Raw genomic sequence first — 22129 nt, forward strand, 5'->3', positions numbered from 1 at the left:
GGTGCGAACCACTATCGATCCGAGCGGTAACTCCACGCACTATCTTGATGATGAATTGGGCCGTGTAGCTGGAATTATTTATCCCGAAGCTTCCGATTCCCTGGAACAGCTCTTAGCTGAAATTGCCCCAGGCCAAAGTTTAGAGGCTGTTGATTGGTCGGATTGGGGAGTGACCCAAGAATAAAGCTTTCAGGCTCATCTCAAAGGAAATCCTCACGACAACTGGGATAGGTGACGTTCCTCAGAGGTTGATAGTTTCTTATCCGAACAGTATTGGCTTGGGTGCTGCCTTTTTGCTGTTTCCGTTGGATGCGGAGGGCTTCGACTTCGGCGAGGGCTTGTTGGGCTTTGCTGAGGTCTGTCTGTTACAGGCTAATGCCCGACTACTGCAAAGCGATCGCCGATAGATTTAGTCTGAGGACAAGCCAAATTCCCGCGCGATCGCCTGCCGGGAGTGCTCGCTGATATAGGGGTCGGAGGCCACAATCTCGGGCAGCCGAATGCGATGCGATCGCACCTCTCTCACTGCCGCCTTCACCGCCTCCAAACTCGACCGACCGCACAGAATCAACTCCGCTCGCCTTGCGATGGCCTCGAGCTGAAACCTGTCGCTCGCAGGAGCGGCAACAATCAACCGTTCGTCGCCAAAGCGGCTGCAGGCTATCACTTCTGCCACCTGGGCAATTTCGGGACTGATGGAGACAATGCCGACGCAACTGTGGGCGGGCAATTGGGCGATCGCCTCCAACTCCCGTTCGTAGGTATTGACATCAATGGGAATCACCCGAGCGCGGTAGGGCGCGGCCACGGTTTCTACTGCCTGGAGGAAGTAGCGGGTGGTTACGAGCGTCACCGAAGAATTTTCCGCCAATACGGGGCTTAGAGCTTCCAGCACAATGGACTGAACGGACAATCCCAACTCTTCACTGAATTCGTACTCTAATAAACGGGCAACGCCCTGTTGCGCTTGAGGAACAGTCACGATCGCCTGGGCACTGCACTGCTGTCGCCAAGCAATGGCATCCAGCAGCAACGTCTGAATCTGGGCTAGAGAATAGCCCAGTTGACCCAAGCCGTCGAGCGCCGCTTGCAAGATCTGTTGCGCGGCTGTGGCAGCGGAGTTTTCGTCAGGATCTGCAGGGTCAGTAGCAGGGGAAATTCCTTCCCGCACGTACATTCCCGAGCCCGCTCGCGCCTCGATCAGCCCCTGCGCTTCCAGTTGACTGTAAACGCGGCTGATGGTGTTGCGGTGCAAGCCCGTTTGCATAGCCAGTTGGCGGGTGCTGGGCAAGCGACTGCCCGGTTTGAATTGGTTGGAGGCGATCGCGAAGGCAATCTGACTGGCTAACTGAGCCGATGCGGGACTGTCGCTCTGGGGCTGGATGTAAAACTTGGGTTGCATTGCTTAGCTTGGGAGAAGCTTCAAAGAGGGGCGATCGCAGTTCTTTGAATTCTGGAGAATCCTGCTGAAATAGAATGCTATTTAAGTTAATGACAAGTATGCAATGTCGATTCCACCTGAACTCTTCGATCTAAGCTCTCGCTTGCTAAACCGAGTCTAGTCTGAAACCCGTAGTTTTGATGAGGTATCTATTAGTCCCTCTCACTAGCACTGTCGATCGCTGCATTCGCCCCCTAAATCCCCCATTCTGGGGGACTTGACGACAGTGCTAGCTGGGGTTTGGAGACGGGGAAGACGAACCTCGCAGTCATTCAAGTTGTAGAACGAAGCCAATAGCCTCTCACAAGTCCCCCACTGGTGGGGGATTTAGGGGGCCGAGTGCAACGCCTGAAAACTCCAGGTCTCAACATGGATGCGGTTTACATGAGTTAGATCGAATTGAATCTGAGGCTGGAATGACACTCACTATACTTCGCTCTCTTCTGGCAGGAGGAAAACCTGCAGATGACGTCAGTCTGCTTCAGCTCTACGCTAGGCTCAATAATACTCTTCTATTTGTAGAGATCGCTCGACGGCGCATTGAGGACACTCTCCAAGATTTGCAGAATCAGTCCCCTAGTACTTTTCAGTCTGCGGGAGAAGATTTGTCGGAGTTGTTGGGTCGGGTTTTGGACACTAAGATAGTGGTTACCCGCACATCTGCCATCATCCGAGAGCTATGATTTCCCAGCGCCGCGCGATAACTTCCGAACAACGGGCTAAGCTAGCCAAAGCGCTTGAAGTGGCTAATCTGGCAGAGCAGAAAGCCAAAGAGATGGCTGAGTTGGCAGCCACTTTCCAAGAGAAGTACCGGAAAAAGCAACCAGAATAAGACAAGCCTTACAGTATTCAGTGGCACCCAGCATAACTCTTGCTCAGAAAAAACGAATCCATATATTCGATTGTCCCCAGGTGCTAATTAAGCCATCATGCGGCAGAATCAGATATTCGAGAATATGTCACCCGCAACTTGCAGTAGTTCGATACTCATAAATAAAGAAATCTGGTAAATAAAGAAATCTGGGCTTCAGCCGCAGATGGCCTCGCAGGAGGCCGAAAATTGACAGTTCGACCAGCCTGCGTTGTCTCCGCTCGAACGACTAGAAGCGATCGCTCTTTCAACTCGCTCGCAGTACAATAGAGCCCAACGCTAGGGGTGCCCGCAACGGTCGGGCTGAGATAACACCCTTAGAACCTGACACTGGATAATGCCAGCGAAGGGAAGCTGTTTATTGAGGACTCTTCAAATGCGTACCAACTGGGTCGCCAAGCGTCGCGGACAAGTCAATGTCTCGCAAATGCACTACGCTCGCCAAGGGGCCATCACCGAAGAAATGGAGTTCGTCGCCCAACGCGAAAATCTCCCGGCAGACCTGATTCGAGCTGAAGTGGCGCGCGGACGCATGATTATCCCCGCCAACATCAATCACACCAACCTGGAACCGATGGCGATCGGCATTGCCTCCAAATGCAAAGTCAATGCCAACATCGGCGCATCTCCCAACTCCTCCGACCTGAGTGAAGAGGTCGCCAAATTAGAATTAGCGGTCAAATACGGCGCAGATACCGTGATGGACCTCTCCACCGGAGGCGGCAACCTGGACGAAATCCGCACCGCCATCATCAATGCCTCCCCCGTCCCCATCGGCACGGTACCTGTCTATCAAGCACTAGAAAGCGTCCGCGGCAATGTCGAGAACCTGACTGCCGACGACTTTCTCCACATCATCGAAAAACACGCCCAACAAGGGGTAGACTATCAAACCATCCACGCCGGAATTCTGATCGAACACCTGCCCCTGGTGCGCGATCGCATTACCGGCATTGTCTCCCGTGGCGGCGGCATCTTGGCTCAATGGATGCTCCACCATCACAAACAAAACCCCCTCTACACCCACTTCAACGACATCGTCGAGATTTTCAAAAAGTACGATGTCTCCTTCAGCCTTGGCGACTCTCTGCGCCCCGGCTGCACCCACGATGCCTCTGACGACGCCCAACTGGCGGAATTGAAAACCCTGGGCCAGCTTACTCGCAAAGCTTGGGAAGACGACGTTCAGGTGATGGTGGAAGGTCCCGGTCACGTGCCGATGGACCAAATTGAATTTAACGTGCGCAAGCAAATGGAAGAATGCTCCGAAGCGCCCTTCTACGTGCTCGGTCCCTTGGTCACCGATATTGCTCCAGGCTACGACCACATTACCTCTGCGATCGGAGCGGCGATCGCCGGTTGGCACGGTACCGCCATGCTCTGCTACGTCACCCCCAAAGAGCACCTCGGCCTTCCCAATGCAGAGGATGTGCGCAGCGGTTTGATCGCCTACAAAATTGCGGCCCACGCGGCGGACATTGCCCGCCACCGTCCGGGGGCTCGCGATCGCGATGACGAACTTTCCCACGCCCGCTACAACTTCGACTGGAACCGCCAGTTCGAGCTCTCCCTCGACCCCGAGCGCGCGCGCGAGTATCACGACGAAACTCTACCGGCCGATATCTATAAAACGGCGGAGTTCTGCTCGATGTGCGGTCCCAAGTTCTGCCCCATGCAAACCAAGGTGGATGCCGATGCTCTGACGGAATTGGAGAAGTTCTTAGCGAAGGACGCAGAGCTAGTGACGAGCTAAACCCCTTCTTACTCTCAAGTCTGACCCTTCTTCCACATTTGGGAGGAGGGTTTTTCTACACTAAAATCCCCTCTCGCCACTTGCGGACTGAGTTCATCCAGATAATCCGATCGCACTCTCGCAACTCCCCCACCGCGATCGCCGCTGGAGCAGTAGGTTTGGTTACTCAGCCTCGCCCTCGGGCTCCCCGACTAATTCTGAAGGCCGTGGGTTCTCGCGATCTAATAACTCTCGAGCCCGCTGATTCGCCAGCTCGATGACGCTGTGAACTTCTTCCAAATCTTGAAGGTTGAGGATCTGCCTGCCAATAATCGTCGTTGGCTTCGGCGCAGCTTCCCGCTGATTTGCGTCTAAATCCCGCCCCTCTAAATGGGCCAGATACCCGTCCAGCGATGTAAACCCCACTTTACTCGCGATCTCTCGCAACATGATTGGATCGGGCAAATTCTTGAGATTGCCTTTCTTGTAGTTCTTTAACGTGTTGCTGCTGGTTCCCAGCTCTTTGGCTAGGGCTTCTTGGGATTCAGCCTGTGCGATCGCAGACTGTACGTCTCTCGCAAAAGCATCAATGAGCCGCCTCCCAGTCAGTGGCACCGTCAGACCCTTAAAATTACGTCTTTACGCACCTTATATATCCTGCGCAGCGTTTGCATGCAAGACATCACCCCACGCTAACAAAAAAGTTAACACTAACATTATTGACAGGCAATGGCTGAGGAAGTAGCCTAACGAAGAAGTTGTCTGTAATAATTTTATTGCGCTGGAGGATGAATCCGATAGATATTAAAGCGGAGCTTCGCAAGGCTGGTTACACGCAGACCGATGTGGCCCAGTTGCTCAATTGCACGCCGCAAACCGTTTGGAATGTTATCAGTCGTCGGGATCGTTCGCGGCGGGTGGAAGAAAAAATCGCCGAGCTGATCGACCGCCCTCTATGGGAGGTCTGGCCCGACTCGTATCCACAGGCTCCAAAAGAGTAGCCCGTTTTGTGGCATCGATGGCGATCGCGATTGGCGGCTATCGCCACAGCTAGTCGCGAGGCTGGTAGAGCAGCTCGCTCGGGGCAAGCTCTACGCTCAGGCTGCTGGAGGTGAAGATAGATTGCTGGTTTCGGGCAGTTCGATTGGCTCTGAGGCATCTAAGCGGCCCAAGACCCGGCTATACAGTGTTTCTAGCTGAGTGATATTGCGGCTGAGGGTATAGCGCTGCAAGACTCGCTGACGGGCCTTCCTCCCCAACATCTGAGTAAATTCCTGCTGGTCCCGCAGCAAGGGTAGGAGTGAAGTCAACTCTGCAGTGACTTTAGCCGCTGACAGAACAATACCCGCCCCATCCTCGATCGCCTCCCCATCGGCTCCTACATTTGTTGCCACTACTGCCGTTCCGCAAGCCATGCCCTCCAACAGGGAAATCGAAAGCCCTTCAATCAAAGATGGCAAGATAAATACATCGGCCCCCCGCAAGATCTCAATGCGTCGCTGTTCGTCAGCCACATAACCCAACCATACAACGCCGCGATCGGCCCGGTAAAAAGGTTTGAGTGTAGAGGTCTGCGGACCGTCCCCCACGATCGCCAATAGAGCTCGATCGCCCATGTCTGCTTGCTTCCAGGCTTTCAGCAACGATTCGATATTTTTCTCGGGGGAAATGCGTCCCTGATAGACAAATAGTCGGTCTGTCCCCAACTCCTCCTTAATCCTCGACGGTCCCGGGCAGAATTTGTCGGTGTCGACGCCATTGGGGATGACGCTGATGCCAGCTTCGGGAACCCCCAAGGAAATCAAGAGCTGTTTTTGCAGTTCTGAGAAGATGATCGTGGCGCGGTACTGGGCTAGAGAGGGGGCATAGAGCTGATAGAGCAGGTGTTGGGTGCGAGACACAAAAGTGCGGCGATGGCGATCGAAGGCGGGGTGAAAGGTGGAAACTGCTGGAATTCCCAATTGGCGACCGAGCTTGGGAATGGAGAAATCGAGGGGGGAGAGGGTGAGAGAAACGTGGATGAGGTCGGGCTTGAGGGTTTGCAGGGCGTCTTTGAGAATTTGGCGGGAGTTGGGGGTGGGAATCGTGAAAATTTGATTTTTGTGCAAGCAAGGGAGCGAGATTTCAGCAGCCCAGACAGGCTGGGATGGGGCGCGGCAAGCGGTTGGCAATTCTGAGGCGGACTCGGAGGCATTGCCCGAGGCAAAGTGGATGAAGCTGATGCGGTGGCCCCGCTGGGCTAATGCCGTAGTGACTTCCAAACCGTAGGTGACGTTGCCGCAAAAGGGAGATGTCTTGCCAATCCAAGCAATGTGCATGCGGTGTGTCCGTGCGCTCTTCCATCTTTTAGAGTAAGCGCCGAGTTACCCTCAAATCAAAGTCTTTGGGTTTTTCGAGGTTGAGGCTCGGGGCATAACTTAGAGACTTGTCGTGCTCGCTCCTGCTCCAGAATGCGTCCCCGATCGCCACTCCCAGGGCAAATTCTCAAGAAAGCTAGAAATTCTCAAGAAAGCTAGAGTGGAAATACCCATCCACCCCTAAATTATCCGTGTTTGCTTCCACACTGCCACGCCCCACCCAAACAGCGACCGATCTGACACCTCTGGATTTGTTTGAGGCGATCGCCGAACTCAAGCGGGAACTCAATGCGATCGTGCTGGCCCACTATTACCAAGAGCCCGACATTCAAGATATTGCCGATTACATTGGCGATTCGTTAGGTCTGTCCCGACAGGCAGCAGAGACTGATGCGGATGTCATCGTGTTTGCGGGCGTTCATTTCATGGCTGAAACCGCTAAAATTCTTAACCCCGACAAACTAGTGCTGGTGCCTGACTTAGAGGCGGGCTGTTCGTTGGCCGATAGCTGCCCGCCACAGGAATTTGCCGCGTTTAAAGCAGCCCATCCCAATTGCGTCGTGGTGTCGTATATCAACTGCACCGCTGAAATTAAGGCCATGAGCGATATTATCTGCACCAGCTCGAATGCCGTTCGGATTGTGGAGCAAATTCCAGCAGAGCGACCCATTATTTTTGCCCCCGATCGCAATTTAGGTCGCTACGTCATGCAACAAACCGGTCGCGACTTAGTGCTGTGGGAAGGAAGTTGCATCGTCCACGAAACCTTCTCGGAGAAAAAACTCATCCAACTCAAACTGGAACACCCCAACGCCGAAGTGTTAGCCCACCCCGAATGCGAAGTGCCCCTGCTGCGCTTGGCTGACTATATCGGTTCCACCACTGCATTGCTCGACTACTGTCAAACCAGCCAAGCACCAGCCTTTATTGTGGCCACCGAACCGGGCATCATTCACCAAATGGAAAAACGGGTGCTCCACAAGCAGTTTATTCCTGCGCCTCCGACGGACGATACTTGCAACTGTAACGAGTGTCCGTACATGCGGCTGAATACTCTGGAAAAACTGTACTGGTGCATGAAGAATCGCTCTCCCGAGGTGGATGTACCGGCAGAGATTCGGGTTCAGGCGTTACGACCCATTCAGCGCATGTTTGAAATGAGTGTGTAGGCCAGCTTTTCCTGCCAAGGAATACAGTTGGGAGCAAACTTGCATCAATCCCGAATCCGTCGATGACCCGCCGGATCGATATGCGCCTAAACTGACTGCTGCAAGCTAATCTTCATTTCTAACGCTCCAGGAAATTTATAGAAATATGACATTCTGCGCTCATTCGATACGCTAGTCTGTCCACAATGGGGGGGGGGAGAGCTTAAGATTGCATCCTATTCTCATTTGACACCTGAGCTCACTAACATTCCAGCCCCTATCACACCCCATCAGCCAAGGGAATAACGGGCCTGCTTCTCTGTTAAAATGCCTTCTTCTCTATTAAATGATGGTGGCGAGGGGGATTTTGCCGCTCTGTTACTGATGTTTTTATCAACAGCGAGTCAGCATGGTTAACTCTCCAACCATCGATCCCAGTCTTTCCACTAAAAAACGCAATCAACTGATTAATCTGCTGCTATGGCTGGGGATTCTGTTTGCGATCGCTCTTTTACAGCTTGTTGGCAATACCGTTCAGTACATTTTCTTTCTCAGAGTCCCTGCGATCGGGGCATTATTCCTGCTGGCATTTCCCTTTATCGCCATCTATCTCGTCCCCAACATCCTGCGCAATCTATTTGTGTTGAAGGGCTGGGGGCAGTTGGCCATCACAATTGCGGCGGCTATTGTTGCGGGGATAGGCATCGTTCAGGGGGCAAATGTCATCCTGCTCAATGTTCCAGCTCGGTTTGAGATCTATTCCCTGACTGCAAGATTTCCGCATATTTTCCCGCTGTCTTACCTCACAGCCATCTTTCTGGCATTGCCCACTGCCTACCTGACCATTCGCTTTTCGCGGGGGAAATTGGGCTTGAACGATCGCCAGATTTGGATCGGAGCGGCTGCAGGAGCTGCGATCGCTGGGGTAATTGGAGGGGTATTTTCAGTCATTCGCAATTACCTCAACAGCGACACCTTCTTACAAGTCCCTGTGGTGTGGTTGCTGAAGCTGCTCATTTGGGACCCCAGCGATCGGGCCGGTTATTTAACGGATGGCGGCACCGAACTGACGAACGGACATCTACCGGCGATCGCATTTTTGCTGACACTGGCGATCGTCTACGCGATCGCAAAATTTTGGTATGCCCCCGAGCGCAAAACAAAGGCTTCCCCCGAAGCCCCCACGCTGCTGTACGTGCTGCTCATCGCCACCAGTCTGGCTCTGCTGCTGGGGTCGATCTCATTCTTGTTCGATCGCTTTCGCCTTCCGGTGCTGCCCCCGCTTCTAATTGTTTCAGCAATTCTGTATACCCGCTTCAACGTCGATCACTATTACGAATTGCGCGGCAAGCTCGATCCTGACAGTTTGGCAATGGGTGCCTCCTTGCCAAAGGTAGCCTCCGAAGATACTGCTACTCGAGAGCGGGATATCCAGCAGGCACTCGATGCCCGCCTGCGGTGGGCGTACGAGACACTACCCAATGGAGATCCCAATCCAGAAGACGGCCATACGCTGGTGGTAGTCTGTGCGAGCGGTGGCGGCATTCAAGCTTCCGGTTGGGCAGTTAGAGTCTTAACTGGATTGCGGCAAGCCTTGGGAAACACGTTTTCTCGACACATTGGCTTCATCAGCTCTGTTTCGGGGGGATCGGTAGGCAGTATGTACTACATCGATGCAGAGGATGTGGAAGGACAGCAGAGTTCTGCCGGTGAAAGCTCCCTAGACGATCGTGCAGCGGATCGCATATTTGCGAGTGCCACCCGCGACAGTTTAGATGCCACAGGCTGGGGGCTGGCGTTTCTGGATTTTTGGCGCTTCTTCGGATTTCCCACATTCGTCGGTCCCATCTACGATCGAGGCTGGAGTATCGAGCAGGATTGGAAACTGGAGCTCAGCCAGCCCAATGTGACGTTGGGAAGTTGGAAATCTGCCATTCAAGCGGGTCGCATTCCCCTCCCCGTCTTTAATGCCACTCTGGTTGAAGATGGCAAGCGCTTTTTAATTACCCCAATGGATTTTGGTCCCGACGCCGCCTCCAAGTCGGTTGACTTCAACACCCTCTTCAAGGGAGCCGATCTGGACGTGACCACTGCCGCCCGCCTGTCAGCCACATTTCCCTATGTCACCCCCGTCGCTCGCAACGATAAAGGCAAAATTTTCTATCACGTTGCCGATGGAGGCTATTTCGACAACTTTGGCGTTGCCACTGGCAGCGAGTTTTTGCGGCGGTTTGTGCTAAATGGCAAGAAGAGTCAGCACAACATCAAGCGGATTCTCTTCCTCACGATCGTCACCTTTCCCGAAGTTCCCGAAATCCCTCCCCAAGCAGATAGGCCCGATCGCCAGGGTTGGCTGATGTCGATCGCCGGTCCCTTTATCGCTGCCCTCAACGTGCGCGATTCCACTCAAAGTGTCCAGAATGCCGTGAATATTGAGGCATTGAAGTTACGCAGTCGCTTGGGCAATTTGCTAGAAGAGATGGGCGATCGTAAAGCTCGAGGGAAGATTCAACAATTGTCTGAGGCTTACGATCGATCCGACGATACCGTGCAAAGCACCCTCGCAGATCTAGAGGCCGAAGCTACTCGGCAAGGGATTGAGTTTGAATCATTCGATATTAACTTCCCCGCCATCAACCAAGATCTGGTATTCGATCCGGGGCCAGATGCTCCCGCTTGGACCCGCAAAGTGTGGGATTGGCTGCAGCAGGAGGCCAAAAAATACGAGATCGAGCTGACCGAGGAATTGGTGAATGAGATTAAGTCGGTGTTTTTCTCGGCCAACGGCGAATATCAGGCACCTCTATCTTGGAAGCTGACGCTGGTGCAAAAGTTTGCCATCAAACTGGGATGGGAAATGTATCGCCACAAGCCGCAAACGTCGTTTCAGGCAATTCAGAAGACTTGGCAGAAATGGGATCCTGCGAAGACGGGAGAGTTAGAACGGGAGGAGTGAGGGCTTGTGCCACCTGAGTTCGATGGTTCTGCATGCCCTCACCCCCGGCCCCTCTCCCCTCGCGAAGTGTGGATGGGGGCCACACTTGTCGAACTGACGTTGCAACGCATTGCATCCCGCAGATCGATCGCCCAAAAGGACTGACTTTTCGGTACCGCTCGGCGATCTGAGCAAAAATCGTTATATCGATTTAGGTATCTTTAGCAGACTCATAGAACTTATGAAAAGAGACTTAATGCAGCCTAAGCTATCTCTCAAGATTTTCAAGCCCCGTCAAACATTTCCTTTACAGAAAACCTTCATGTTCTTAGAGGTTAATATAAGGGTAAGGAAACAAGGACTTGACCCCATTGCAATTGGTTTTTGAACTATCTCCCCATTGAATCTTCAGTAGAAGTTATCTGTGTAAGGGTTGTTTTTTGGACTTATGCGCGCTTTTAAGTCTGCTAGTTGCACGATGTCAATGTTCTATTGTCCCGATCTAACTCGAACTAATCGGTCTGGATAAGCTGCTATACAACAGCTTCAGTCAGGCTCTTTACGAGCTCGACAGAGCTTTTATCTCAACCGATCTGGACTGACTTCTCTCTCAATCGTCTGCAGCTCAGTTGCTATACACGGCTAAAGTTCATTCACGAGACACTGAGGCATTGAGTTGCGTCAGGGCATCTCGCGATTTTGTTCTGGATTTAGCCTTGTTGGTAGAATTGCTGGAAGGTTTTTCCGAAACTCTCTATCGCCAATCCTTTTCAACTCTTGAGTGGCGATCGCTGAGATCGATCTTCCAATTATCTGCAGTTTGCTGAGTTCGACTGTTGTAGCTCAATCTCTCTAGATAGTTTAGGAGAAAACTCATGAAACGCTTCATTCTCGGTGGTTTATCTATTCTCGTCTTATCTGCAGCCGTTGTTCCCTTTGCCACTCGCACGGAAACAGTCGAAGCTGCTGAAGCAAACGTATCCCCCGTCACCCTCGTGTTTCTAGCCGAGCGAGGCATGTTGGACGATATCGATGGCTCCAGCGATCTCCTGGTGGGCTATCGATCGGGGCGGATTTCAGAAGAAACGCTCGTTCGATCCGCGATTGACAAAGGCATGCTAGCTCCCGAAACCATCAGCGATCGCCAATACCTGAGAACCGTCAGGAACCAACTGCGCCACCTCGGCACTGATGAGAATAGCGGCTAGTCATCAAGGTTCGACTACTGGCTCGGCCCGACTGTGGAATACAGTTGGGCTCCCATCGGCCAATTGTCTGCAGTTTGCTGAGTTCTATCGCTACCGCTCAATTCTCTAGATAGTTAGGAAAAAGTCCATGAAACGCTTCATTCTCGGTGGTTTGTCTGTTCTCGTCTTATCTGCAGCCGTTGTACCCTTTGCCACTCGCACAGAAACGGCCCGAGCTATTCAAACAAATGTAGCTCCCGTCACTCTAGTGTTTCTGGCCAAGCGAGGTATGTTGCGAGAGCGTGGGATTCCCGGCTCCGGCGGATTGCTGGTGGGCTACCGGGCAGGACGAGTGACAGAAGAAACGCTCGTACAAGCCGGTATTGATGAAGGCATTCTGGCTCCTGAAACCATCAACGATCGCCGCTACTTGAGAATTGTCAGAAACCAACTGCGCCGCCTCGGCACCGATGCAACTGCTGGTGACGACTAGCCATTTTGCTACTGAGAGCTGCATTGGGCCAAAATACTCCATAGAATGGGGTGGCGATCTTGACGGGTCTGTCCTCAGCGACCGCGTCCTTTGGGATCGAGATCGGTGCCGCGCGATCGAGTCGAACGGTTAGAGTCCGTAGCGACGGGTAAATTCGCCAATGATGCGATCGACGATAAAATCGCTGACGTTGCGGCGATCGAGCATCCAAACCAAGCTGGGGTTAGAGACCATCGCAGCTTCGTAGCTGGGAAAATAATCTACCCCGCTCGACGCTACTGCCAATGCGCCAGCCGCCGATCGCAAGGTCGATTTCGACATCATATTGGCAACGATAACGTCTTGACCACTGAAGGTGCGCTGCAGGGGGACGGGAGATACCGTAACGACAACCTTTAAATTGGGATTGCCGTATTTTTGCAAAATCGAATAGATGGAACTGAGGACAGTAGCGCATTCGGGATAGGACAGGATCTTGCAGGCAAAGCGACCGGGGTATTGCTCGAACAAACGCGGCGAAGGTGCTTCGGCTAGGGCTATGCGCGTCGTGCGATCGAACCAGGTTTCCGTCAACCCCAAGGTAATGATGACGAGATCTGCTTCAAAAGATCGAGCAAAGTATTGTTGCAGTTGTGCCTGCCGCGCTCGCGCAAATTCTAGCGTTCCCTTTCGCCCCCGATCGCGTAGGCTGGGGTCGATATACTTACCGTCATATTCGATAAACCCATGCTCAGGAAACGGGGTGTGACTGCTCGCCCATGTCAATTCCTGATGGATGGAGATGGGGTTGTATTTATTCAGTAGGCCGGTGAGCAAATTCGTGCGCAGTTCTAAAATGTCGCTTTCCGGCTCTGCACTGGTGACCCGAGCCTGCCGCTGAAGCAGGGCTTTTTCAACATTGCGGGCAAAACAGGAGCCCATCGCAAAAATCTTGGCATCGGGGGCAAGCTGGAATGAGGGTGCCCACTCGGGAATGACAACCCCAGTCTCAATGCGCTCCCGCGCGGACCCATTGCCCTTCACCCAGCGATCGCATTTAGAATGCCCCGATCGCACAACAGTGGAATTTGTTTTGGCTATCACTTGTTCTGACATAGGTTCAAACTGTTTGCTTTGTGAAGTGCGATCGTAACGTTAGCAGCCTTTTAGCAATACCTAATATAAGCTTCATAACTCGATGATTTCAGTTGGGTTTAGATTTAATTCCTATTTCCCCGTCCGGCTTAGAGATATCTGTATTGCTCCGCTCATTAACATCCAAAAAGCTTGGCTGCGCCGGGTTTTAGCCCTAGTTAAAATTGCAGATCGCTTTAGGATTAATTGATTGCAAAACTTAATAAAGCCTTTTAAATCGAGAAAAAATACATAGCTTAACAAGTCTCTTCTATACTCAATGGGCTGTTAATAAATCTAAAATGAAAATATCCTAATCCTTAACAAGGTCATAAATCATCTCTAGTACAGTCTTAACCTCTAAAAAAGTGTATTCAAGTATTCTCTTGGGGGGTAAGTATTCTCCAAGAGGGGATAGATGCCCAATTACTTGTTATTTGGCATTAAAAGGTTATGAACTTTACAACTAGTTTCCCGTCTCAAGTTATTGGGCAGGCTGGTTTCATTCCTGTTCCATTGGTAACTATTGGTGAAATTATCCCTGGCACAACCGGTGCATTAAACAGCTCTACTGCTGGTGACTACCAACCTGTCGGTATTTTAGATGGTGTTGGTGCTATTCGTTTTGATGATAATACTGTACGGGCTTTTACCAACCACGAATTGCTAGATTTTGAGGGAGTCGAGTACACCATTACTCAAGGTACGGCCGACACTAGTGATGACTTTACACTGGTCGGTGGTCGTATCTCCTACTTCGACATCAACATCGAAGACCTTGGGATTGAAGATGCAGGGATCGCCTACAACACAATCATCGATGCTAATGGTGATGTGGCTACTGAGAACACCGCTGAGAATCCCATCTTCGATCCGATCTTTGCAGAGCCCGGTAACCCTGATGGCGGTACTCGACTGGTTGAAGGCTTTGCTCGTTTCTGCTCTGGGGGTTTGAGTGAGGCCGAGCAGTTTGGCTCCGGTCGCGGTTTGGCAGACGATGTCTACTTTGCTGGTGAAGAAGTTGGCGGCTTCTTCAATAACGTGGGTGGTGCCAACTGGGCTTTAGATGTTGCAACTGGAGAGATTTACCAGCTTCCTTTCTTGGCTCGGGGCTCCTGGGAAAACACCTCCGAAATTGATACAGGTACAACCACTCACGTTGCTTTCATTCTGGCTGATGACCAGTCTCCCTTTGACTTCGATGGCGATGGTGAAACCGAAAGTCCTCCGTATTACCTCTATGTCGGTGAGAAGAATCCTGATTCTGATGACTTCCTGGAGCAGAACGGTCTGACCGGTGGCGATCTCTACGTTTGGGTGCCTGATGCTAACCTCGATGAAGATGACAGCAATGATATTGTCAATGCACTCCAGTTTCGCAATGCAGGTACCACCGCATCGGGTGCCTGGGTAAAAATTGACAACGATAACCTCGATGCAGACGGCAACATTAATCCTCTATCTCAGGATTTAGAGGGTGCCCTGAATGATTTTGACCAGTTTGGTTTCCCTACCCAGGGTAACTTGTTTGCTCAAGCCGAAGCAGTTGGTGCTTTCCAACTCTCTCGCCCTGAGGATCTTGCAACTAATCCCAATAATCCTACTGAGATTGTTCAGGCCGTAACTGGTGTCGATAACTTTGCGATCGATCCTGAAACTGGTGATGGTGCAGATACCTTCGGTGCCTTGTATACTCTTGACACCGATTTTTCTGGCTTCGACTTCACCACAGGCACGGGTTCCATCACTGCCGTTCATACTGTAATCTACGATGGCGATGAAGATCCCAACCGTAGCCTCCGTAGCCCTGACAACCTAGATTGGGGTGATGATGGCTTCATCTACGTTCAAGAAGATGAAGCAGAAGAAGATACCCTGGCAACCGGTGAAGTTCTGTTTGGTCAGGGTGCCGTTAATCCTAACGAAGCCAGTATCGTTCGAGTCGAGCCCAATGCTGCTCCTGAGGTGGCCGCTGTCGGTGGTAATGTCGAGGCCATTGCGATCGTCGATCGCAGCCAAATCCTCGATCCCTCCGTTCCCGACCCCACCACAGCTGTGGACGAGGACTTCGAGTTCGGTCCTGACGACGGCATCCCCAGTGACAACGACTTTGTTGTCGTCGATCCCAATGGCAACACGATTGTTCTGAATGCAGGCGAGTGGGAAACCTCCGGGATTGTGGACGTTTCCAGCTTGTTTGACGAAGTGGCTGGCTCGATCTTCCTGTTCGACGTCCAAGCCCACGGTCTAGCCGACCAAGATGATGTCAACCTCGAACAAGGCGATCTCTCTGCCCTCACGGATGACAACCTGTCTGAAGGGGGGCAGTTGTCCCTGCTCATTAACACCAACTTAATTCAAGTGGGCACCAGCGGGGATGACATCCTGCGAGGAACCGCCGATGGCGATTCCATTCGCGGCTTAGCTGGCGACGACATTATTAAGGGCCGAGGCGGCGATGACAAACTCTTTGGAGCTGACGGCGACGACTTCCTCAAAGGTGACTCGGGCAACGATACCCTCTGGGGCGGTGCTGGCGATGACGATCTCAAAGCTGGCCAAGGCGATGACGACCTCCAAGGGGGAGGTGGCAATGACGACCTCTTCGGTCGCGCTGGCGATGACACCCTGGTTGGCGGTGAGGGAGATGATGACCTCTTCGGTGGCGGCGGTGCCGACACCCTCGAAGGGGGCAGCGGCAGCGACGACCTCAGAGGGGGCGGTGGTGCTGACACTCTGTATGGGGGCGAAGGGGATGACGATCTCATCGGTGGCGGCGGCGCCGACTTCATTGCTGGGGGCAGCGGTAGCGACGATCTCTTCGGTAACGGCGGTGCTGACACCCTCATGGGGGGCGGTGGCTCCGATCGCCTGAATGGCGGCGGCGGCAACGATACGGCTGATTTCAGCGACATTCCCGTTGGAGTCACGGTAGATCTGGCTGCTGGCACTGCCTTTTACGAGCCTGCACCCGATGTACTGATTACGGATACTTTGAGAAGTATTGAAAATCTCACGGGCACTGTCTTCAATGACAATCTCGCGGGCGATGCTCGTGCCAATATCCTCAACGGAGTTGGCGGGGCCGATGCCTTAACGGGCGGTGCTGGCGGAGATACCTTTGTCTTAGGCGACGAGTCAGGGGCGTTCTACGCTGAGGCTGGGACTGCTGATGTGGCCGAACTGACAGATTTTGCGACGGGTGAAGATCGCATTCAGCTCTCGGGCAGTCTGAGCGATTACGCCTTCTTTAGCTTGGGTAGCGGTCCTGCCACGGCTATTGCGCTCGATGATGGCAATGGCAGCTTTGACTTCCTGGGCGACGAACTCGTTGCCTTTGTGGGCAATGGATTTGAGCTGACTGACTTGGCTTTTGTCTGAGTCTCTGACCGCTGATTGAAGGTATTTAAACTTAACCCCAGCCTCACTAGAGTAGGCTGGGGCTTTTTTGGGGGCGATCGCCCTCGATGGTGCAGACAACTCGGCCAAGTTTCGCGATGCTCGCGATGAGCATGCGGTCTGACAGCCTAGAACCTGCGACCTCGACGGCGGGAGTGCAATTCATCGAATTGAGCCTGCTGCTCGGGGGTCAAAATGGCTCGAAAATCCTCCCGACTAGCTTGACGCAGCTCTTGCAGTTGTTGGCGTTGTTCGTCAGATAAATCGAGTTCGGAGACAAACTCTCTGGGCGATCGCCCCTCTGTCAGGGCGGCTTCGGCGATCGCCTGTTGTTCTGGAGTGAGAATGTCTTGCCGCTGTTCCTGATGCTCGGCGCGCAATGCTTCCACCTCCGTCTGTTGCTCGGGGGTGAGATTGAGTTGTTCGAATAACTCTCCTCGGCGCTGGCGGCCTGCAAAGGCAGGGGCGAGGCTGGTGGCGATCGCCACTGCGACTAAACCGCTGACAATTAAAATTCTGTTCACAGGTTGCGTTCCAAACAGGTCATCCATTCAGACTGTCGCAATCTGAAACGGGTTCAATCCTACCTATGGGAACGCCCCAAACAGAAGCCGTTCTTGCACAATGGGGAAACAGCTACCATCTCTGCCGCCTTGATGAACGCAACCTCGCCCGCTCGCCGTCCCGCTCTACGACGGTTACTCGCTTACGCCCATCGCTACCGATCGCAAGTGCGGCTGGCTTCCACCTGCTCGGTCCTCAATAAAATCTTCGATCTGGCCCCGCCCGTCCTCATCGGTGCCGCCATTAACGTTGTGGTGGAGCGAGAAGATTCCTTCATTGCTGGCTGGGGCATTACCTCTGTTTTCCAGCAATTATTGTTGCTGTCGTTGGTCACCCTTATCGTCTGGGGCTTGGAATCTGCGTTTGAATATGCCTATGCTCGCCTGTGGCGCAATCTCGCCCAACACATCCAACACGACCTGCGGCTAGACGCCTATGCCCACCTGCAAAAGCTGGAGATGGCGTTTTTCGAGCAGCGCAGTACGGGGGGCTTGATGGCCATCTTGAACGATGACATCAATCAGCTAGAGCGGTTTTTGAATGGGGAAGCCAACGAGGTGATTCAAGTGGTTACCACCGTCATTGTGGTGGGGATTGCCTTTTTCATTGCCACGCCATCGGTGGCTTGGATGGCCATGTTGCCCATGCCGTTCATTCTGTGGGGATCGCTCATCTTTCAGCGCAAACTGGCTCCGCTGTATGCAGATGTGCGGGAGAAGGTCAGTGTGCTGAGTGCTCGGCTGGCCAATAATTTGGGCGGCATGATGACGATCAAAAGTTTTACCGCCGAAGCCTACGAGCTCGATCGCCTCCGCAGTGAAAGTGATGCCTATCGCACCAGCAACCGCAGGGCGATCGCCGTGAGTGCCGCCTTCGTCCCCCTCATCCGCATTGTCATTTTGGTCGGCTTTACCGCCACATTGCTAGGTGGAGGGCTGCAGGCAGCTAGCGGCAGATTGGATGTGGGGGTCTACAGCACGCTGGTCTTTATCACCCAACGCCTGCTTTGGCCTCTGACTCGCCTGGGCCAAACGTTAGACGAGTATCGTCGAGCGGTGGCTTCCACGACGCGAGTGCTCGATCTACTCGATACCCCCATTGCCATTCACGCGGGTCGCCAACCGCTCCCCACGGCAGATGTACGCGGAGAAGTGCAGTTAGAAAAGCTGACCTTTGCCTATCGCGATCGCGCCCCTGTTTTAGAGAATCTCTCCCTCCACATTCCCGCCGGACAAACCATTGCAATAGTCGGTCCCACAGGCTCGGGTAAAAGTACCCTCGTCAAGTTGCTATTGCGGCTGTACGAAATCGACAGCGGCCGTATTACGTTAGACGGCACCGACCTGCGCCAACTCAACCTCAAAGACTTGCGCCGAGCAATTGGGCTGGTGAGCCAAGACGTATTTCTCTTTCACGGCACGGTCGCTGAAAACATTCGCTACGGCAGTTTTGATGCCACTTTGGCGGAGGTTGTCGCTGCTGCTCAACTGGCTGAAGCCCACGAGTTTGTCGAGCAGTTGCCACAGGGTTACGACACAATTGTGGGGGAGCGGGGCCAAAAGCTTTCCGGCGGTCAGCGGCAGCGATTGGCGATCGCCCGCGCCATTCTCAAAGATCCACCTATTCTTATCCTGGATGAGGCCACTTCGGCGGTGGATAACGAAACGGAGGCGGCGATTCAGCGATCGCTGGATAAAATCTCTCGGGGACGGACGGTGATTGCGATCGCCCACCGCCTATCTACCATCCGCAAGGCCGATTGCATTTACCTCATGCATAAAGGCCAGCTCGTCGAGCAGGGCCGCCACGAAGAACTGGTCGATCGAGGGGGCATGTATGCCAGTCTTTGGCACGTTCAGCTCGGTCTGGAGAGTTAATGAGATCGACCCCCTGACTTGCTGACTCGTGCTCCCAAGTAATGAGAGAAGTTTAACGACAGCTAGTAACCCTAAAATAGTGGCGGTGCTGAGTGGGGGCGATCGCCCCACGGCTCAATCCTGACTCAGCAGGTAATCCACGGCCCGTTTGAGTTGGCCTATTGATTCGGTTAGCAAATCTATTTGCCTCTGCGATTGCTGTTGCGCTTCTCTCAGTTGGCCTATCTGCCCATCCTGTTTGGCGATCGCTTCGAGATTGTTGGTGCTCGTCTGAAGGTTTAGGGAGGCGATTCTTTCGAGCCTGTCTAGTTCTTCCCTAATCTCGGGGGTCATGTCAGGCTTGCCCGGTCCGAGCTCCTCTCGCATCCTAGCACTCGTGCCACTCAAGTAAAAATCGCCCCTCCCAACAGCCGCGCGTATCGTTGTTTCAAACACTGACGAATATTGGCATACTTCTCCAACGTCGGATCTTTGGCAATCAGCTTCTCCGCCGCCCCCCGCGCCAACTCCAACGTATCTCGATCCTCCATCAAGCTCGCCAGAGCAAAATCCGGCAACCCCGCCTGCCGCGTCCCCAACACCTCCCCCGGACCGCGCAAGCGCAAATCCATCTCGGCAATAAAGAACCCATCGTTCGACTGCTCCATCACCTTCAGTCGCTGTCGCGCATTCTCCGATCGCGAGTGGGTAATCAACAGGCAATAGGACTGCGCTGCCCCCCGACCCACGCGCCCCCGCAACTGATGCAGTTGCGACAAGCCAAATCGTTCCGCATGCTCGATCGCCATTAACGACGCATTCGGCACATCCACCCCCACCTCGACCACCGTGGTAGACACGAGAATATCTAACTGGCGATCGCGAAATTGCTGAATGACGGCATCTTTATCCCCTGAGGACATGCGCCCGTGTAACAGGCCGATGCGCAGATTGGGAAACACCTGCTCCTGCAAGCGCTGGTGCTCCTCCACCGCCGAGCGCAGATCCAGTTTTTCCGACTCTTCCACCAAGGGCAAGACGATATAGACTTGCCGCCCCTGAGCAATTTCGCGCCGCAGGAGATCGTAGATCTGAGGGCGATCGCGGGGGGAGGCAATGGTGGTCTTGACTGGCTTGCGTCCCGGCGGCAGCTCGTCAATCTGGCTGACATCTAAATCGCCGTGCAAAGTGAGGGTCAGGGTGCGAGGGATTGGCGTTGCCGTCATCGTCAGTACGTCAGGGCGATCGCCTTTGGCCAGCAGTGCCGCCCGCTGCTGCACCCCAAACCGATGCTGCTCGTCAATAATCGCTAGCCCTAGCCGACAAAATTTGACGGGCTTCTGAATCAACGCGTGGGTGCCCACCAGCACTGGTAATTCTCCTGTCTCCAACTGCCGCAAGAGTTCTCGCCGCTTTGCCGCAGGTGTGGAGCCGGTCAGGAGTTCGACGGGGAGGTGCAACTGACTGAACCAGTCCACCAACTTGCGATAGTGCTGCTCTGCCAAGACCTCTGTGGGGGCCATGAGTGCTCCCTGCCAGCCCGACTGAATCGCTGCCAGCAGCGCCACCACCCCCACCACCGTTTTCCCGGAGCCCACATCCCCCTGCACTAACCGGTTCATCGGCGCAGGCGCGCGCAGGTCCGCCAGAATCTCGGTTACCACCCGCTGCTGCGCTCCAGTGAGGTCGAAGGGGAGCAGGTTGTAAAAGCGATCGATCAGTTCGCCTTCTTGGGGGGTGTAGCGAGGGGTGGCTAATTCTTGGGCGCGGTTGCGTTCCCGCCGCAGCAGGAGACCGAGCTGCAGGTAAAAGAATTCGTCGAAGACTAAGCGGCGGCGGGCTTGGATGAGGACATCCGAGCTGGTGGGGAAGTGGATATTGGCGATCGCCTGCTGCAATTCCAATAGGTCTAACGATTGCCGCAGTTTGAGGGGGAGAGGATCGCGAAGCAGGGCAACTGCCGGGATAGAGGCGTGGACGGCCCTACGGACGAGATCGGCACCGATGCCTTCGGTGAGGGGATAGACGGGTAAAATTTTGCCAATTTTGAGGGATTTGATGTCGGTGGATTCATCGGCTAGAACTTCGATTTCGGGATTGTCTAGGGTAAGTCCGTATTTCCCTTTTTTCACCAAGCCGCTGGCTGCCACGATCGCCCCACGGGGATATTGGCGCATCATTTTTTCTTGCCAGCCGCGATTGGCAAATTGTTTGCCGGCAAAGAAGCGATTCAGCAGCATCAGGCCACTGCTGTCAGCTACTTTCAGGTTAAAGATGGAGAGGCTTTTGTTTTTGGGGCTAGTAAAGCAGGTGCAACTGCGCACAGTGCCTACAATCGTAATGGTTTCGCCAGGGTTGGCCTGTTGAATGGTGGCTTGGGCGGCATAGTTGATGTGATCGCGGGGGAAATAGTAGAGGGCATCCTCCACCGTTTGCAGTCCTAATAGATTCAATTTGTCGGCGGAACGGGGACCGATGCCTTTGAGATATTGCAGGGATTGTTCTAGAGAGAGGTCGGTTTTACCGAAGTAGGGCAGTTTTGGTTTTGCGGGGGGCGGTGGTTCCTGTTGTTTTTTGACTTGGTAGAGCCAGCGGCGGGTTTCGGCGACCAAGTGTCGGCGATCGCCCAGTTGCAGGTCGGCATAGCTGCGATATTTCTGCCCCAAGTCCTGCCATTTGCGCCGATCTTCTGCGTCGAGCTGGAGTTCTGGAGGGGGCTCGTCGGCTAGCCAGTCGTTCAAGAATTCTGAAAAGCGAGATTGTCGCCCCTGCAGGTCGCCGAAGCCGCTGTCGGCTTCTACCGCAAGGGCTTTATGAATTCGCTGGAAATCCTTTGAAAGGTCTGCCACGTATCCTTTACAGAGTTCTCATCCAGTGTAGCGACGGATGACTCTCTCGCTACAGCAGAATTCTCTAGGAAGCGTAATATATCTAGAGGATTGTGAGTTATTTATGCTACAGCATTGAGGGCAGATAACACTGTATCAAGCCATCTATTTCCCCACTCCTTGCTAATTGTTGGGCAGTGGTTTG

The 22129-nt window shown here is 53.5% G+C and carries 19 protein-coding genes and 1 riboswitch; of the genes, 12 read left to right on the top strand and 7 right to left on the bottom strand.

What is annotated here, in order from left to right; all coding sequences use genetic code 11:
- Position 1 precedes the first annotated feature (1 nt).
- A complete protein-coding gene (locus SYN7336_RS32760) occupies positions 2 to 184 on the top strand; it encodes a hypothetical protein (protein WP_017327380.1) in 183 nt (60 codons plus the stop codon).
- A gap of 64 nt (positions 185 to 248) precedes the next feature.
- Positions 249 to 407: a hypothetical protein gene (locus SYN7336_RS31165; protein WP_017327381.1), complete on the top strand. Its 159-nt coding sequence runs from the start codon at positions 249 to 251 to the stop codon at positions 405 to 407.
- Between the two features lie 2 nt (positions 408 to 409).
- Here the strand turns inward: SYN7336_RS31165 and SYN7336_RS18260 are convergent, their stop codons facing one another.
- Complete coding sequence (locus SYN7336_RS18260) at positions 410 to 1402, bottom strand: GntR family transcriptional regulator (RefSeq protein WP_017327382.1); 993 nt, start codon at positions 1400 to 1402, stop codon at positions 410 to 412.
- Between the two features lie 455 nt (positions 1403 to 1857).
- Between SYN7336_RS18260 and SYN7336_RS26625 the strand changes: the two genes are divergently transcribed.
- The 3 genes from SYN7336_RS26625 (at position 1858) to thiC (ending at position 4065) form a co-directional block, all read left to right on the top strand.
- Complete coding sequence (locus SYN7336_RS26625; protein ID WP_017327383.1) at positions 1858 to 2124, top strand: hypothetical protein; 267 nt, start codon at positions 1858 to 1860, stop codon at positions 2122 to 2124.
- Entirely contained in the window at positions 2121 to 2273 is a 153-nt protein-coding gene (locus tag SYN7336_RS31800; protein ID WP_017327384.1) for a hypothetical protein, read from the top strand. Before SYN7336_RS26625 ends, SYN7336_RS31800 begins: the two co-directional genes overlap by 4 nt.
- Before the next feature lie 310 nt (positions 2274 to 2583).
- Positions 2584 to 2681: riboswitch (TPP riboswitch) on the top strand.
- A gap of 7 nt (positions 2682 to 2688) precedes the next feature.
- Complete coding sequence (gene thiC, locus SYN7336_RS18275; RefSeq protein WP_017327385.1) at positions 2689 to 4065, top strand: phosphomethylpyrimidine synthase; 1377 nt, start codon at positions 2689 to 2691, stop codon at positions 4063 to 4065.
- Between the two features lie 162 nt (positions 4066 to 4227).
- On the opposite strand, the gene SYN7336_RS18280 is transcribed toward thiC, so the two are convergent.
- Positions 4228 to 4659, bottom strand: coding sequence for a transcriptional regulator (locus SYN7336_RS18280; protein WP_017327386.1), 432 nt, complete (start codon positions 4657 to 4659; stop codon positions 4228 to 4230).
- A 173-nt stretch (positions 4660 to 4832) separates the two neighbouring features.
- Between SYN7336_RS18280 and SYN7336_RS26630 the strand changes: the two genes are divergently transcribed.
- Positions 4833 to 5045 (top strand): helix-turn-helix domain-containing protein, encoded by a 213-nt coding sequence (locus SYN7336_RS26630; protein ID WP_017327387.1) that lies wholly within the window; start codon positions 4833 to 4835, stop codon positions 5043 to 5045.
- 96 nt (positions 5046 to 5141) lie between these two features.
- On the opposite strand, the gene SYN7336_RS18290 is transcribed toward SYN7336_RS26630, so the two are convergent.
- Positions 5142 to 6362 (bottom strand): glycosyltransferase family 4 protein, encoded by a 1221-nt coding sequence (locus tag SYN7336_RS18290; protein WP_017327388.1) that lies wholly within the window; start codon positions 6360 to 6362, stop codon positions 5142 to 5144.
- Between the two features lie 245 nt (positions 6363 to 6607).
- Here SYN7336_RS18290 and nadA point away from each other — a divergent pair, with 245 nt between their 5' ends.
- The 4 genes from nadA to SYN7336_RS26635 all read left to right on the top strand — a co-directional run bounded on the left by nadA (position 6608) and on the right by SYN7336_RS26635 (position 12164).
- Positions 6608 to 7570: a quinolinate synthase NadA gene (gene nadA, locus SYN7336_RS18295; protein ID WP_369791887.1), complete on the top strand. Its 963-nt coding sequence runs from the start codon at positions 6608 to 6610 to the stop codon at positions 7568 to 7570.
- A 388-nt stretch (positions 7571 to 7958) separates the two neighbouring features.
- Complete coding sequence (locus tag SYN7336_RS18300) at positions 7959 to 10505, top strand: hypothetical protein (protein WP_017327390.1); 2547 nt, start codon at positions 7959 to 7961, stop codon at positions 10503 to 10505.
- Positions 10506 to 11359: 854 nt separating this feature from the next.
- A complete protein-coding gene (locus tag SYN7336_RS18310) occupies positions 11360 to 11692 on the top strand; it encodes a hypothetical protein (RefSeq protein WP_017327392.1) in 333 nt (110 codons plus the stop codon).
- Between the two features lie 127 nt (positions 11693 to 11819).
- Positions 11820 to 12164 (top strand): hypothetical protein, encoded by a 345-nt coding sequence (locus SYN7336_RS26635; protein ID WP_017327393.1) that lies wholly within the window; start codon positions 11820 to 11822, stop codon positions 12162 to 12164.
- A gap of 129 nt (positions 12165 to 12293) precedes the next feature.
- Here SYN7336_RS26635 and SYN7336_RS18320 read toward each other — a convergent pair whose 3' ends face one another.
- The gene (locus tag SYN7336_RS18320) at positions 12294 to 13259 is read right to left on the bottom strand and encodes a GSCFA domain-containing protein (RefSeq protein WP_017327394.1); all 966 of its coding nucleotides are present in this window, start codon (positions 13257 to 13259) and stop codon (positions 12294 to 12296) included.
- A 534-nt stretch (positions 13260 to 13793) separates the two neighbouring features.
- On the opposite strand from SYN7336_RS18320, the gene SYN7336_RS18325 reads away from it, so the two are divergent.
- The gene (locus SYN7336_RS18325) at positions 13794 to 16658 is read left to right on the top strand and encodes an alkaline phosphatase PhoX (protein ID WP_304412194.1); all 2865 of its coding nucleotides are present in this window, start codon (positions 13794 to 13796) and stop codon (positions 16656 to 16658) included.
- A gap of 146 nt (positions 16659 to 16804) precedes the next feature.
- Here the strand turns inward: SYN7336_RS18325 and SYN7336_RS26640 are convergent, their stop codons facing one another.
- Positions 16805 to 17200, bottom strand: coding sequence for a Spy/CpxP family protein refolding chaperone (locus SYN7336_RS26640; protein WP_156820217.1), 396 nt, complete (start codon positions 17198 to 17200; stop codon positions 16805 to 16807).
- A gap of 132 nt (positions 17201 to 17332) precedes the next feature.
- Between SYN7336_RS26640 and SYN7336_RS18335 the strand changes: the two genes are divergently transcribed.
- The gene (locus SYN7336_RS18335; protein WP_026101130.1) at positions 17333 to 19117 is read left to right on the top strand and encodes an ABC transporter ATP-binding protein; all 1785 of its coding nucleotides are present in this window, start codon (positions 17333 to 17335) and stop codon (positions 19115 to 19117) included.
- Between the two features lie 114 nt (positions 19118 to 19231).
- Here the strand turns inward: SYN7336_RS18335 and SYN7336_RS18340 are convergent, their stop codons facing one another.
- Together SYN7336_RS18340 and recG are read right to left on the bottom strand one after the other, a co-directional pair.
- Positions 19232 to 19483, bottom strand: a complete 252-nt coding sequence (locus SYN7336_RS18340) for a hypothetical protein (protein ID WP_017327398.1) — start codon at positions 19481 to 19483, stop codon at positions 19232 to 19234.
- A gap of 17 nt (positions 19484 to 19500) precedes the next feature.
- Positions 19501 to 21945, bottom strand: a complete 2445-nt coding sequence (gene recG, locus SYN7336_RS18345; protein ID WP_017327399.1) for an ATP-dependent DNA helicase RecG — start codon at positions 21943 to 21945, stop codon at positions 19501 to 19503.
- Between the last annotated feature and the right edge of the window lie 184 nt (positions 21946 to 22129).

Origin of the sequence: Synechococcus sp. PCC 7336 (assembly GCF_000332275.1) — a bacterium.
In the GTDB taxonomy this organism is placed as follows: Bacteria; Cyanobacteriota; Cyanobacteriia; order Thermostichales; family PCC-7336; genus PCC-7336.